The sequence below is a fragment of the Providencia sp. PROV252 genome, from assembly GCF_033676005.1.
In the GTDB taxonomy this organism is placed as follows: Bacteria; Pseudomonadota; Gammaproteobacteria; order Enterobacterales; family Enterobacteriaceae; genus Providencia; species Providencia vermicola.
Genome location: NZ_CP096294.1, coordinates 2,324,605 through 2,338,350, shown reverse-complemented (window position 1 = coordinate 2,338,350; position 13,746 = coordinate 2,324,605). Strand labels below are relative to the sequence as shown.

Annotated in this window: 12 protein-coding genes; 7 read left to right on the top strand and 5 right to left on the bottom strand. The window is 42.5% G+C overall.

Annotation, left to right across the window (positions count from 1 at the left end; all coding sequences use genetic code 11):
• Positions 1 to 59 precede the first annotated feature (59 nt).
• Positions 60 to 1,139 carry an alanine racemase gene (gene alr / locus M1F05_RS10700; RefSeq protein ID WP_206086153.1) on the top strand — a complete coding sequence of 360 codons (1,080 nt, stop codon included), beginning with the start codon at positions 60 to 62 and terminating at the stop codon, positions 1,137 to 1,139.
• Positions 1,140 to 1,271: 132 nt separating this feature from the next.
• Positions 1,272 to 2,024 carry a MipA/OmpV family protein gene (locus M1F05_RS10695; RefSeq protein WP_206086152.1) on the top strand — a complete coding sequence of 251 codons (753 nt, stop codon included), beginning with the start codon at positions 1,272 to 1,274 and terminating at the stop codon, positions 2,022 to 2,024.
• A 66-nt stretch (positions 2,025 to 2,090) separates the two neighbouring features.
• Here M1F05_RS10695 and M1F05_RS10690 read toward each other — a convergent pair whose 3' ends face one another.
• Together M1F05_RS10690 and gapA are read right to left on the bottom strand one after the other, a co-directional pair.
• A complete protein-coding gene (locus tag M1F05_RS10690; protein ID WP_206086151.1) occupies positions 2,091 to 2,972 on the bottom strand; it encodes a D-hexose-6-phosphate mutarotase in 882 nt (293 codons plus the stop codon).
• A 231-nt stretch (positions 2,973 to 3,203) separates the two neighbouring features.
• The gene (gene gapA / locus M1F05_RS10685; protein WP_206086150.1) at positions 3,204 to 4,199 is read right to left on the bottom strand and encodes a glyceraldehyde-3-phosphate dehydrogenase; all 996 of its coding nucleotides are present in this window, start codon (positions 4,197 to 4,199) and stop codon (positions 3,204 to 3,206) included.
• Positions 4,200 to 4,554: 355 nt separating this feature from the next.
• Here gapA and msrB point away from each other — a divergent pair, with 355 nt between their 5' ends.
• Entirely contained in the window at positions 4,555 to 4,968 is a 414-nt protein-coding gene (gene msrB, locus M1F05_RS10680; protein ID WP_206086149.1) for a peptide-methionine (R)-S-oxide reductase MsrB, read from the top strand.
• A 121-nt stretch (positions 4,969 to 5,089) separates the two neighbouring features.
• A complete protein-coding gene (locus tag M1F05_RS10675; RefSeq protein WP_206086148.1) occupies positions 5,090 to 5,392 on the top strand; it encodes a YeaC family protein in 303 nt (100 codons plus the stop codon).
• Positions 5,393 to 5,459: 67 nt separating this feature from the next.
• Here M1F05_RS10675 and pncA read toward each other — a convergent pair whose 3' ends face one another.
• The 3 genes from pncA to sppA all read right to left on the bottom strand — a co-directional run bounded on the left by pncA (position 5,460) and on the right by sppA (position 9,141).
• Entirely contained in the window at positions 5,460 to 6,086 is a 627-nt protein-coding gene (gene pncA, locus M1F05_RS10670; protein WP_206086147.1) for a bifunctional nicotinamidase/pyrazinamidase, read from the bottom strand.
• Positions 6,087 to 6,097: 11 nt separating this feature from the next.
• Entirely contained in the window at positions 6,098 to 7,117 is a 1,020-nt protein-coding gene (gene ansA / locus M1F05_RS10665; RefSeq protein WP_206086146.1) for an asparaginase, read from the bottom strand.
• 167 nt (positions 7,118 to 7,284) lie between these two features.
• Positions 7,285 to 9,141, bottom strand: a complete 1,857-nt coding sequence (sppA, locus tag M1F05_RS10660) for a signal peptide peptidase SppA (RefSeq protein ID WP_206086145.1) — start codon at positions 9,139 to 9,141, stop codon at positions 7,285 to 7,287.
• A gap of 1,047 nt (positions 9,142 to 10,188) precedes the next feature.
• Between sppA and M1F05_RS10655 the strand changes: the two genes are divergently transcribed.
• Genes M1F05_RS10655 through M1F05_RS10645 form a run of 3 tightly spaced genes read left to right on the top strand, consistent with a single transcriptional unit; the run spans position 10,189 to position 13,726 of the window.
• Positions 10,189 to 10,740 (top strand): NAD(P)H nitroreductase, encoded by a 552-nt coding sequence (locus M1F05_RS10655; RefSeq protein ID WP_206086144.1) that lies wholly within the window; start codon positions 10,189 to 10,191, stop codon positions 10,738 to 10,740.
• A 10-nt stretch (positions 10,741 to 10,750) separates the two neighbouring features.
• Positions 10,751 to 11,794: a selenide, water dikinase SelD gene (gene selD / locus M1F05_RS10650; RefSeq protein WP_206086143.1), complete on the top strand. Its 1,044-nt coding sequence runs from the start codon at positions 10,751 to 10,753 to the stop codon at positions 11,792 to 11,794.
• 3 nt (positions 11,795 to 11,797) lie between these two features.
• Complete coding sequence (locus M1F05_RS10645; protein ID WP_206086142.1) at positions 11,798 to 13,726, top strand: DNA topoisomerase III; 1,929 nt, start codon at positions 11,798 to 11,800, stop codon at positions 13,724 to 13,726.
• Positions 13,727 to 13,746: the final 20 nt, after the last annotated feature.

The following is a 13,746-nucleotide window of genomic DNA, read 5'->3' as shown; positions in this document are numbered from 1 at the left end:
GCTGGTGCCATATAACTGATGTATTGACATAAAAATAGACACGTATTTAAGGACTTAAGATGCCACGCCCAATTAGTGCCATTATTCATTTAGACAATTTACAACATAATTTATCGGTTGTGCGTCAGCATTCAGGGCAGGCAAAAATTTGGTCAGTCATGAAGGCGGATGGTTATGGTCATGGTATCAAACACATTTGGCCCGCACTGAAAGCCACTGACGGCTTTGCAGTGTTAGACCTCCAAGAAGCTATTCTATTGCGTGAAGAAGGTTGGAAAGGGCCAATTTTGTTGCTTGAAGGTTTTTTTCAGCCACAAGATTTAGGGGTAATCGACCAGTATCACTTAACGACTAGCGTACACAGTGAATGGCAACTTTATGCTATTGAAAATGCGCAACTGTCTACGCCAATTTCAGTTTATGTCAAACTCAATAGTGGCATGAATCGTTTAGGTTTTCCTGTATCAGGATATCAAAATGTCATTGAACAGTTAGTGAAGATGGAGAATGTCGGCTCCATCACGTTAATGAGTCATTTTGCTAATTCAGATACACATACTGGGGTAATTGAGCCATTTGAGAAAATTAAACAGTTTAGTCATTTGTCTTTACAAACCTGTATTGCCAATTCAGGTGCAACTCTTTGGCACAAAGATACTCAGTATGATTGGGTACGGACGGGGATCTTGTTGTATGGTGCGTCACCAAGTGGAAAGTCAGCTGATATCCAACAGTATCCGCTAAAAGCTGCGATGACGTTACAATCAGAGGTGATAGCAATGCATGATATTGCTGCAGGGGAATCTATCGGTTATGGGAGCCGATTCACTGCATCTAAGCCGATGCGTATCGCTACGGTTGCGTGTGGTTACGCTGATGGCTATCCACGTCATGCCCCCAATGGAACACCTGTTTGGTGCAATGGGACACGTTGTGCGCTATTAGGCGCAGTTTCTATGGATATGTTGAGCATTGATATCACCCATTGTAGTGATGTGAAATTAGGCACCACAGTGGAATTGTGGGGGCAAAATTTGCCTGTGGACGATGTGGCACAAGCGGCAGGCACGATAGGCTATGAATTAATGTGTGCACTTGCAAAAAGAGTTCCTGTTCGTTACGAAAAAAGCGTAGAATAATTGTTAACCAATACTATCGCTAACTCACATATTTAGCTTTAAATGTGATTTAGATTATGAAGATTGGGGATCTTTGCATATTGATATAACATATAAGTTTGATCCATTTCTCATTATTTTTAGGTTTAATCTATGTCTAAAACAATTAAGTTAACCACACTTGCTGTGGCGTTAAGCGTGTTATCGAGCGCAGCTTTAGCTGGAACATGGTCTGTTGGTGGCTCTGTACTGGCGCAATCTACGCCATATAAAGGCATTAAGTCTCGTGATTATATTACGCCAGTACCAATTGTGAATTATGACAGTGAAAATTTTTACTTTCATACGTTAGCTGCAGGTTACTATCTGTGGAATGACACGCAAGATCAACTGTCTTTAGATGCGTACTATTATCCTCAATTTTTTAAACCTAAAGACAATGATGACAAAGCAATGCGTGAGCTAAATCGTCGCCGTGATACGGTTATGACCGGTTTTACCTACCGCCATAAAGCGGATTGGGGCACACTGCGTACGAATATTTCAGGGGATATCCTTGGTATTAGTAATGGTATTCGTGGTGAGTTTGCTTACCTATATGGCTTTGAAGGCGACAAATGGTCTATCACGCCAGGCTTAGGTATCAAATGGGATAGCAAAAATCAAAATCGTTATGAATATGGCGTTTCTTCAAAAGAATCGAATCATAGCGGTTTAAAACGTTATAACCCAGGTTCAAGCTGGACGCCGTATATGGAAGTCACAGGTAACTACCGTTTCGACGAAAATTGGACTGTGTTTGCGATGGGGCGTGTTGACCGCCTACCGAGTGAAGTAAAAGATAGCCCAATGGTGAATAAATCTGTTTCTGCCATTATGTGGACGGGTGTGACCTATACATTCTAATGTGTCGTTAAAGAATCATAAACCCTCAGTAAGATGACTCTACTGGGGGTTTATTTTGTCTTAATATTAATTTTGTGGTTTATTATCGCGGCTTACCATCACTAAAGACAGGCGAGCAGGGTGCTGAGCATCGCTTTTCATGGGCACATTAATACAGGCCGTTTCAACACAAACCATCTGTTTATAACCATTATTTGGCATGTCTTGCATACTACATGATAATTCAGCCCATGGATTCCAACACACCACATCACTATTATGGTAATGATGCAATTCAATCGTGCGGTTCCAGCCGTCATCGCGCAGTAAGCTGTACTCTTCAGGTTCTGAATAGATGCGGTCAGTGTGTTTATTGAATTTTAATGGTTCAGATGCATACACTTCTTTATCAGCGACCTTATCAAAATAGTGACCGCCAAGGCCGTAAACAGTCGCTTTGTGAATATCACTGATGTTGAAGTAAGTGTGTAATGCTGCTGTCGTTTCAAAATCACCATAGCTTTCGAGCTCAAGCTCACAGGTTTCACCCAGTTTCATTCGTAAAATCAATGTGAACTCGTGGGGCCATAGCTTACGGGTATAATCAGTGTCAGTGAGCGTAAAGGTTAAAATTACCCCATCATCATGTTCATTATGGGCAGTAAATTGCCAAGGCAAGATACGCGCAAAGCCGTGACTCGGACTCGCTACAGGGCCAAACCATGGCCAACAGATAGGAATGCCTCCACGGATTGCTACGCCGTTTTTAAACGCACTTTCAGAACTTAGCCAAAGACACGGCTTTTGCCCCGCAGGTTGCCAATCAATGAGATGTGCGCCTTGTAAACTGACTGCACCACGAACTTTTGGGTGAGAAACCACAATCAGTGGTAGGTCACCTAATTGGCGTTGAGTGATATAGGCAGAGAGTTGTTTAATAACGGGTAGAGCAAAAATTTTTTCGTGCATGGTATCGGCCTGTGTTAGTAGAAACAGCATTAATACGCATTATACGTTTTGCGTGTGGCAGATTTGTGCGATGTATGGCACTTATCTTAAATTTGATTGAAAGTTGGTTTATACAGTATCGAATAATGGATTAAAGATAAATGAAGTGAGATAAAATATTAATGCAGTATTCGATATGATACAAAAGAGCCGCCAATTGGCGGCTCAGTCAGGCTAATTACTTAACAACACTTATTTAGAGATGTGAGCAATCAGGTCTAATACTTTGTTTGAGTAACCTGTTTCGTTGTCATACCAAGAAACTAATTTAACAAAGTTATCGTTCAGTGCGATACCAGCTTTAGCATCAAACACAGAAGTCAGTTTTTCACCGTTGAAGTCTGTTGATACAACGTCATCTTCAGTGTAGCCCAGAACACCTTTCAGTTCGCCTGCTGCAGCTTCTTTGATAGCTTCACAGATTTGCGCGTAAGTTGCTGGTTTTTCTAAACGTGCAGTTAAGTCAACAACTGAAACGTTTGGTGTTGGTACACGGAAAGACATACCAGTCAGTTTACCGTTCAGCTCAGGAATAACTTTACCTACAGCTTTAGCAGCACCAGTTGAAGATGGGATGATGTTTTGAGAAGCACCACGACCACCACGCCAGTCTTTGTGAGAAGGGCCATCAACTGTTTTTTGCGTTGCAGTTGTTGCGTGAACAGTCGTCATCAGACCTTCAACGATACCGAATTTGTCGTTGATAACTTTAGCCAGCGGCGCTAAGCAGTTAGTTGTACAAGATGCGTTAGAAACGATTTCTTGACCTGCGTAAGCTTTGTGGTTAACGCCCATAACGAACATTGGAGTGTCATCTTTAGAAGGGCCAGTCAGAACAACTTTTTTCGCACCTGCTTGGATGTGTTTACGCGCAGTTTCATCAGTCAGGAAGATACCTGTTGCTTCAGCAACAACATCAACACCAACTTCGTTCCATTTCAGGTTTGCAGGATCTTTTTCTGCAGTAACACGGATTTTTTTACCGTTTACAACCAGGTGACCATCTTTAACTTCAACAGTACCGTTGAAACGACCGTGAGTTGAATCGTATTTCAGCATGTAAGCCATGTATTCTGCATCGAGCAGGTCGTTGATAGCAACGATTTCGATATCAGAACGCTCTTGTGCAGCACGGAAAACGATACGGCCAATACGACCAAAACCATTAATACCTACTTTGATAGTCATAGTATTTCCACCAGCTATTTATTCGTGAATTAAGTTGTAGTTAAAGTTACCAAAACCTTGCCAGCCGTCAAGCGGAATCGTGTCAATTATTGAAAAAAATCAATTCTGATACCACTAACTGCTTATTTGTCAGCCACTTCAGCGGCAAACACAGCCGCACGTATTATCGGGATTGTACGGCATAATGAAACCATCTATCAGTGATATATGTGATACGCTTCACAAATCAAAACGGAAAGTAAGATGCTTCTTAGTTTAGAATAGTTTTATAAAAATTGTTGTTAATTTTTTGTTGCTGAAAATTACGGTGTGATAGTCATCAACAGAACAAATTGCTTAAATACGTGGATAAGTTATGTCACAGAAAGATAAACAACACGTTGATATTTCAGATTTAAATGAGATACAGCGTTATGTTACACAGCAAGCGGGCACTGAGCCGCCATTTAGTGGTCAATTATTGCATAACCGTAAAGAGGGTGTGTACGAATGCCTGTGTTGTGGTACACCTTTATTTATGTCTGAGACTAAATTTGATGCAGGTTGTGGGTGGCCAAGTTTCTATGAGCCAGTGAATGATCATGTCATCAAATACATCGAAGATTTTTCTCATGGTATGCATCGTATTGAAGTCCGTTGCCAAAATTGTAATGCCCACTTAGGGCATGTGTTCCCTGATGGACCTATGCCAACAGGGCAACGTTACTGTATTAATTCAGCATCCTTAAGCTTTTTGGATGAGTCATCGGGTGAAAAGACGCGTGGTTAGGCTGCTGAAGGCTGCTGAAGTTTATAAGTTATTATCAACAACCTTCAGCAATAACGATTCAGCTAAAAATAAAAAAGCAATTTAACTAAACGTCAGTATAATTTTTCGAAGGAGCGGTGCCATGAGTGTAGAAGTCGACCCAAAACATATTGAACAATTGCTTGCAGTAATGACCCCAGAGATTTATGAGCGTCTCGTTACTGCCGTTGAGTTGGGGAAATGGCCAGATGGAGTTCCTTTAACGGCGGAGCAAAAAGAACATAGCTTACAGATGGTGATGCTGTGGCAATCACGCCATAACCATGATGCTGAACATATGACTGTTGGTACCAATGGTGAGATCACCATGAAAAGCAAGCAAGAGCTGAAAGCGATGTTCCAAGGGGAGATGTTCGCAACACTCAAACCGCAAAATAACGATTAAGGTTGAGCGGCAATATTTTCTCAAGGAATACAGTACAAGAGAAAATATTGCTGAGGAAAATGAGGGGTTAGGCAATATCGTCTAGTGTGATAAGTTTGGCGCCTTGCTGTTCCATTTCGGTTAATGCAATCTGGCTGTCATTAGCGGTTAAGTTTACCCCACGACAGCCGTCAACTAATACATCAACGCTGTAGCCCAAATTCAAGGCATCGAGCACTGTAAATTTAACGCAATAATCGGTCGCAATCCCCATAATAATTAAATGGGTGATCCTCTGAGCTTGTAGCCATGTGTGTAATCGAGTTTGACTTACCTTATCGTTATCAAAGAAAGCGCTATAGCTATCAACTTGCGGGTTTTCGCCTTTCGTAAATGTTTCTTGAATGGCTTGAGTGTTTAATTGTGGGTGGAACTCTGAGCCATATTCGCCTTGGACACAATGTACAGGCCACCATACTTGCGCCAGCCCATTAAGTTCACCGATATCGCCAATTTGTGTGCCTGAGTTTGCGGCAAAACTTAAATGATTAACAGGGTGCCAATCTTGACTTGCAAGGGTGGTAATCCCTTTTTGTTGGCAAATCGTGATTGCTTTATTTGCTATGTCTATAACGTGTTCACTTTCATTCACAGCGAGAGTGCCGCCTGTGCAAAAATCATTTTGTAAATCGACTAACAATAAGGCCGTTTTCATCATTTCCTCAGTTATTCATCAGCGTAACTCAATTCACCGCGTAAATTATTTTGCATTAATTCGCGGATCAGCGCAGGTGTGTAATCTTGGCTCAGTAAATAATGTAATTTACTCAATGCCGCTTCAAAAGTCATGTCATAACCACTAATTACCCCTGATTCTGCGAGGGCATGTCCTGTGGCATAGCCTTCCATATTCACACGCCCTGAAATGCACTGTGTTAGATTGACCACAATAATCCCACGGTTAGTCGCTTCCCGTAGAATGCGCAGTAATTCAGGCTGCTGAGGTGCATTCCCGACCCCATAAGAGCGCAAGATTAATGCTTTGACGGGTTGTTGAAGGATATTACGAACAATATCAATAGATAAACCAGGGTAGAGCGTGACAACGCCAATCGGTTGAGGTGTGATGCGGTGTGTCTTGAATTCCCCGACGCCAATGGGGGCGGGGCAAGCATTAAAAGTACGAATATGAATACCTGCTTCCATCAACGGTGAGCAGTTCGGGGAACTAAAGGCATCGAAACCATCTGCATGCGCTTTGACTGTACGGTTACCACGGTACAATTTATTGTTGAAAAATAATCCTACTTCATTAATGGGATAATTTGCTGCTAAATACAAGGCATTCAATAAGTTAGTTTGACCATCAGAACGTAATGCTTCCAATGGAATTTGTGACCCTGTCACGATAATGGGCTTCTTTAAGTTTTCAAACATAAAAGAAAGGGCGGATGCTGTAAATGCCATGGTATCCGTGCCGTGTAAAATGACAAACCCATCATATTTTTCATAGTGTTGGCAAATATCATCTGCAATGATTTGCCAATCTTCAGGGGTGATATCGGATGAGTCGATTAACGGCTGATGTTCGCGAATTGTGAATTCAGGCATTTCTGGACGGTGAAATTCAGGCATCTGAGCCAATTGCGCTTGTAAATGACCTGAGACAGGTATGTAACCTTGTGGTGAGTGACGCATGCCGATGGTGCCGCCAGTATAAACGACATAAATAGATTTCTTCTGCATTTGATTACCTAATTTATTAGCGCATGGAGAAGTGAAAATAATTATCCTAATTTTGACGTAATTACTGGTGTATTACTATCGTTAAATTGCTAATTTGTAGATTGAAATGAGGTGAACTGAGTATCTAGTGAGAGAAATCCCCTCCAGTAAGCTAGAGGGGATGGCGATTAGTTAATTTCAGCGCAATTTAAGCAAAATGCATAACGGTTTTGTGGGTCATTCATTTTTAAGAAAAATTGAGCTTGTTGGCGGATATCTGTTGCAACAGCGGGTGGTAAAAACACGTGCAGAACATCAGGCATGGCTGCTTGAACATTACTGGTTAATTCAAGTAGCAGCTGGTCCATAAAGGACAATTCTGGTTTCATCCAATCCAATTGTACTTCTGACAGTTTAGCCAATTCTGCGGCTTTATCCACGGCGTCATCAAAATCACCCAGTTGGTCGACAAGGCCATTTTTCAATGCATCTTGACCAATCCAAACACGGCCTTGGGCAATTTTGTCTATTTGCTCAGGGGTTTTGTTTCGCGCTTTTGCTACAAGATTAATAAAGGTGTCATAACCATTTTCAATGGTGATTTGCATCATATCTGCAAATTGTGGGTTGATCCCTTTTGTTATGGAGATATCGGCAAGTGGTGAAGTGGAAACCCCATCAGTGTATACGCCAATAGAATCCAGTGATTTTTCAAAGGTATTAATTACACCAAAGATACCAATTGAGCCCGTTAGCGTATTTGGGCTTGCAATAATATAATCCGCAGGTGTGGAAACCCAGTAACCGCCTGATGCCGCCATACCGCCCATAGAAACAACAACAGGTTTACCTGCAGCATGGGCGGACGCTAATTCGCTGCGAATAAGGTCAGATGCACTAACGCTTCCCCCTGGGCTATTCACACGTAGAACAATGGCTTTGATATTGTCATCAAGGCGGGCATCGCGGATTTGTGCTGCTATGGTATCCCCCCCAGCAATTCCAGGCGTCTGTGGGCCATCCATGATTGCGCCTTGCACTACGATGACGGCAATGTTGCCGCCTTGGTTTGCGGTGGTATCGGCAATCTTAGCTGAGTAATCATAGATACTAATATTATTGAATTGCTTATCGTCTTTATTCCAACCAAAGTGCTTGCTGAGGAGCTCTTCGACTTGCTCATTGGTATACACTTTATCAACCAATTTTTGTTTTAATGCATACTGAGCGCTATCACCTTTAACTGCACGTAATTGGCTAAGGACTGTATCAGCTCCAGGGAAAATCTGCGTAGTGGTCATTTTACGGTTAGTCGCTAAAGCATCCAAATAATTGTTCCATAAAGCATTTAACCATTGCTGATTCGCAAGGCGCGCGTCAGGGGACATATCATCACGCATCATGGGTTCAACCGCAGATTTATACGTTCCGACACGGAAAATATGGCTGCTAATTTTCAGTTTTTCTAACAAGGACTTGTAGTAAATGCTGTTTGTAGCGAAACCATATAAGCCAACGGAGCCTTGTGGTGTAAGATAGATATCGTCTGCAAAGCTTGCAAGGTAATATTGTGGTTGAGAAAAATGGTTACCTACAGCGTAAACTTGCTTACCTTTGTGCTTAAATTGTGCAATGGCTTTACCAATATAAGCAAGGGAAGGTTGATCTGCCCCGACTAAGTTATCAAGGCGTAATACCATACCTGTAATACGGTCGTCATCGGCGGCAGTGCGAATGGTATCGACAATATCGAATAAAGAGTTTTCTTGCATCCGATTATTAGAGGTGCCTAATAATTCGCGGCTCATACGCCCGAACGGGTCAGGTGCAGAGACTTGGTCAACCACCACGCCTTGTAAGTCTACATACAACGCACCATAATAATTTTTTTCAGGCTCAGATTCTGAGTGATAAAGGGCAAAAGACCCAATCACAATGAAGAACAGCACAAGGAAAATCGCGTTGAAAACGAATTCCCGAATAAAGTTAAGTGCCTTCCAACTGATTTTAAAGATGGTGGCGAGGATGTCCCATATTTGACGCATTTTTTCTCCTATCCTTCATATTTTGCACCACAAGGTTGTTGGCTTCACTCACTCGCCCTAGTCACAGACTTATGTATGCTCCTAGGGACTTAATCGCTTGCCGCCTACTTGTGGCACAAACTATTTTGGATACTGCTTGTTATCTTATTTTGCACCACAAGGTTGCAGGCTTCACTCACTCGCTCTAGTCACAGACTTATGTATGCTCCTAGGGACTCAATCGCTTGCCGCCTACTTGTGGCACAAACTATTTTGGATACTGCTTGTTATCTTATTTTGCACCACAAGGTTGCAGGCTTCACTCACTCGCTCTAGTCACAGACTTATGTATGCTCCTAGGGACTCAATCGCTTGCCGCCTACTTGTGGCACAAACTATTTTGGATACTGCTTGTTATCTTATTTTGCACCACAAGGTTGTTGGCTTCACTCACTCGCCCTAGTCACATACTTATGTATGCTCCTAGGGACTCAATCGCTTGCCGCCTACTTGTGGCACAAACTATTTTGGATACTGCTTGTTATCTTATTTTGCACCACAAGGTTGCAGGCTTCACTCACTCGCTCTAGTCACAGACTTATGTATGCTCCTAGGGACTCAATCGCTTGCCGCCTACTTGTGGCACAAACTATTTTGGATACTGCTTGTTATCTTATTTTGCACCACAAGGTTGTTGGCTTCACTCACTCGCCCTAGTCACATACTTATGTATGCTCCTAGGGACTTCAATCGCTTGCCGCCTACTTGTGGCACAAACTATTTTGGATACTGCTTTAAATTTGATTTATTAACAATACAGTTATTTGATAATGAATCATTTTTTATGCATAACAAATCCGTTATGCGCGATATACAATGTCACAATGATATTTTTCACTCATGACAAATGATATAATTCAATGAATTAATAATCTAATTAATGCAACCCACGTTAATCGTCAAGCAAGTCAGAGTGTAACGATAAGCTTACTATAACAATAGGTTGTGTGGGTATAATTACCTGATTGAATGATTATCAAATCAGTCTACTCTTAATCGGAGACCAATATGGATGCTTTAACTCTTTTGTTGAACCGTCGTTCAGCTTCCAGACTCACTACACCAGCACCACAAGGCGAAGAACTTAACAATATTCTTGCGGCAGGAATGAGAGCACCCGATCACGGTGCATTACGCCCATGGCATTTCGTTATTATGCAAGATGCGGGTATTAAGCGCTTTAGTCAATTGCTAGAAAAAGCAGCGATTGAAGGCAAACTAGGTGCAGAAGTTGAAGAAAAAGCACGTAATGCACCTTTTCGTGCACCCTTAATCATCACAGTGATCGCGAAAATTAAAGATCACGCTAAAGTGCCACAGTGGGAGCAATTAGTTGCTGCGAGTTGTACTGTCCAAGCGATGCAAATGGCTGCAGTTGCACAAGGTTTTGGTGGGATTTGGCGCTCAGGTTCATGGACAGAAGATGCCGTTGTTCGTGCAGGGTTAGGTTGCGAAGAAAATGACCGTATTGTCGGTTTCCTTTACTTAGGCACCCCAGAACTAAAAGCGCCAGCAAAAGTTCAAACACCAGATATGGACAGTTTTATCACACATTTTTAAGGGAACAATAATGACTGAGAAAATTAGGCTAACGCAATACAGTCACGGAGCGGGTTGCGGCTGTAAAATTGCCCCGAAAGTGTTAGAACAGATTTTACATACAGAACAAGCCAAATTTCATGATCCACATTTGTTAGTTGGCAATGAAACTAAGGATGATGCTGCTGTTTATGATTTAGGTAATGGTATTGGGATCATCAGTACCACTGACTTCTTTATGCCAATCGTTGACTCTCCATTTGAATTTGGGCGCATTGCGGCAACCAACGCGATTAGCGATATTTTTGCTATGGGGGGTAAGCCGATTATGGCGATTGCGATTTTAGGATGGCCGATCGCTAAATTACCACCAGAGGTTGCTCGTGAAGTGATTGAAGGTGGTCGTGCTGCTTGTGCAGATGCTGGAATTTCCCTTGCGGGTGGGCACTCTATTGATGCCCCTGAGCCTATTTTTGGCTTGGCTGTCACGGGGGTCGTCAACACGGAGTATGTGAAAAAAAATAGTGCTGCAACAGCAGATTGTGAGCTGTTTTTGACAAAACCACTCGGTATTGGCGTGCTAACGACCGCGGAGAAAAAAGGTTTACTCAAAGAAGAGCACCAGCACCTTGCCGCAGAAACCATGTGCCAGTTGAATAAACTCGGCGCCGTGATTGCCCCCCTAGAAGGTGTCACTGCAATGACGGATGTGACAGGTTTCGGTTTACTTGGTCACTTAAGTGAGATTTGCGAAGGTTCTGGCGTTCGCGCACAGGTTTCTTTTAGCAAAGTGCCAAAATTAGCCGATGTTGAAAAATATATCGAAGCGGGATGTGTGCCAGGCGGAACATCACGTAATTTTGATAGCTATGGTCATCTTATTGGTCCTATGAGTGATATGCAGCGTCAATTATTGTGTGATCCTCAAACCTCTGGTGGGTTACTTATTGCTGTAAAACCATCTGAAGTCATTAAAATTAAAGAGATTGCACAGCAGCAAGGTGTTTTGCTACAGTCTATCGGAAGATTACTCCCCCATCAGGACAATGTCCCACTAGTTGAAGTGATAGATTAATTCATGCGTTTGTTTATTGCGGAAAAACCGAGCCTCGCTAGAGCGATTGCCGATGTACTACCAAAACCTCACCAGCGGGGGGATGGTTTTATTAAATGCGGTGATGGCCAAACGGTCACATGGTGCATTGGTCACCTTCTTGAACAGGCTGAGCCCGATGCTTATGAGCCACGCTATGCGCGTTGGAATTTGCAAGACTTGCCAATTATTCCTGAAAAGTGGCAGCTAAAACCGCGTGCCGCAGTAACCAAACAACTGAAAACCATCGAAGCACTGCTTAAACAAGCAACAGTTGTGATCCATGCAGGAGACCCTGATAGAGAAGGTCAGTTGCTGGTGGATGAAGTGCTCGATTTTCTAAAACTTGATGTGGAAAAACGCAAAAACGTTAAACGTTGCCTTATCAATGACCTTAATCCCCAAGCCGTTGAGCGCGCTATTGACCGGTTAAGGGAAAACCGCGAGTTTATCCCATTGTGTGTATCTGCCCTTGCAAGGGCAAGAGCAGATTGGTTGTATGGTATTAATATGACTCGCGCTTACACGTTGCTAGGGCAACGTGGCGGCTATCAAGGTGTTCTTTCTGTTGGTCGAGTACAAACCCCTGTTTTAGGGCTGGTAGTGAGGCGTGATGAAGAGATAGAACATTTTGTGCCTAAAGACTTTTTTGAAGTGAAAGCGCACATTGTCACCCCAAACGATGAACGCTTTGTTGCGACTTGGCAACCGAGTGAGTCTTGTATTGATTATCAGGATGAAGAAGGGCGCTTATTTCATCGACCGTTGGCTGAGCATGTCGTATCTCGTATTGAGGGAAAACCCGCAATTGTCACGCTGTATCAAGACAAACGAGAGTCTGAAATTGCGCCACTGCCTTTTTCATTGTCTGCATTACAAATAGAAGCAGCTAAAAAATACGCGTTAAGTGCGCAAGAAGTGTTGGATATCTGCCAGCGCTTATATGAAACCCATAAATTAATCACCTATCCACGTTCAGATAGCCGTTATTTACCCGATGAGCACTTTGCAGGGCGACATAGTGTATTAAATGCAATTGCGGTTCATCAACCTGATTTAACAGAATTTGAATTACCTGAATTAGATAAGAAAAACCGTTGCTGGGATGATAAAAAAGTTGATGCTCACCATGCGATTATCCCTACAGCTAAAGCAACAGCAGTAAAATTAACAGAAAATGAAAATCATATTTATCAGCTAATTGCACGCCAATATATTATCCAGTTTATGTCTGATGCTATTTTTCGTAAATGCACGATTGAACTGGAAATTGAAAAGGGCAAATTTGTTGCCAAAGCTCGCTTCTTAGCTGAAGCAGGCTGGCGGGTTGTTTTAGGCGGGAAAGAGCGTGATGCTGAAAACGATGGGATGCCATTGCCTGTTGTTGCTAAAGATGATGAGCTTTTGTGTGAAAAAGGAGAAGTGATTGAGAGGCAAACTCAGCCACCGAGGCCTTTTACTGATGCCACTTTACTCTCTGCTATGACGGGTATTGCGCGATTTGTTCAAGATAAAGCATTAAAAAAAGTATTGCGAGAAACAGATGGTCTTGGCACTGAAGCAACCCGAGCTGGGATTATCGATTTATTGTTTAAACGCCAGTTTCTGTATAAAAAAGGGCGATATATTCATTCATCTCCTGCAGGAAGAGCCTTGATTCATGTATTGCCTGACATGGCTACGTTGCCTGATATGACAGCGCACTGGGAATCAGTTTTAACGCAAATCAGTGAAAAGCAAACTCGTTATGATGATTTTATGCATCCACTGAGTGAAACATTGATACAGCTTATTCATCACGCACGCCAGTTTACTAATTTACGAGCATTTAGAGAGTTACCTCCGCCGCCAAGTAAAGGTGGTAAGAAAATGGCTAAAACTGCGAAGAAAAGTAAGAAGAAAGCGGATGGCTAAGTCAATAAAAAGGCGCTGAT

Excerpts from the sequence above, each read along its gene's own strand:
- alr (WP_206086153.1), top strand. The coding sequence starts at position 60 with ATGCCACGCCCAATTAGTGCCATTATTCATTTAGACAATTTACAACAT.
- M1F05_RS10695 (WP_206086152.1), top strand. The coding sequence starts at position 1,272 with ATGTCTAAAACAATTAAGTTAACCACACTTGCTGTGGCGTTAAGCGTG.
- M1F05_RS10690 (WP_206086151.1), bottom strand. The coding sequence starts at position 2,972 with ATGCACGAAAAAATTTTTGCTCTACCCGTTATTAAACAACTCTCTGCC.
- gapA (WP_206086150.1), bottom strand. The coding sequence starts at position 4,199 with ATGACTATCAAAGTAGGTATTAATGGTTTTGGTCGTATTGGCCGTATC.
- msrB (WP_206086149.1), top strand. The coding sequence starts at position 4,555 with ATGTCACAGAAAGATAAACAACACGTTGATATTTCAGATTTAAATGAG.
- M1F05_RS10675 (WP_206086148.1), top strand. The coding sequence starts at position 5,090 with ATGAGTGTAGAAGTCGACCCAAAACATATTGAACAATTGCTTGCAGTA.
- pncA (WP_206086147.1), bottom strand. The coding sequence starts at position 6,086 with ATGAAAACGGCCTTATTGTTAGTCGATTTACAAAATGATTTTTGCACA.
- ansA (WP_206086146.1), bottom strand. The coding sequence starts at position 7,117 with ATGCAGAAGAAATCTATTTATGTCGTTTATACTGGCGGCACCATCGGC.
- sppA (WP_206086145.1), bottom strand. The coding sequence starts at position 9,141 with ATGCGTCAAATATGGGACATCCTCGCCACCATCTTTAAAATCAGTTGG.
- M1F05_RS10655 (WP_206086144.1), top strand. The coding sequence starts at position 10,189 with ATGGATGCTTTAACTCTTTTGTTGAACCGTCGTTCAGCTTCCAGACTC.
- selD (WP_206086143.1), top strand. The coding sequence starts at position 10,751 with ATGACTGAGAAAATTAGGCTAACGCAATACAGTCACGGAGCGGGTTGC.
- M1F05_RS10645 (WP_206086142.1), top strand. The coding sequence starts at position 11,798 with ATGCGTTTGTTTATTGCGGAAAAACCGAGCCTCGCTAGAGCGATTGCC.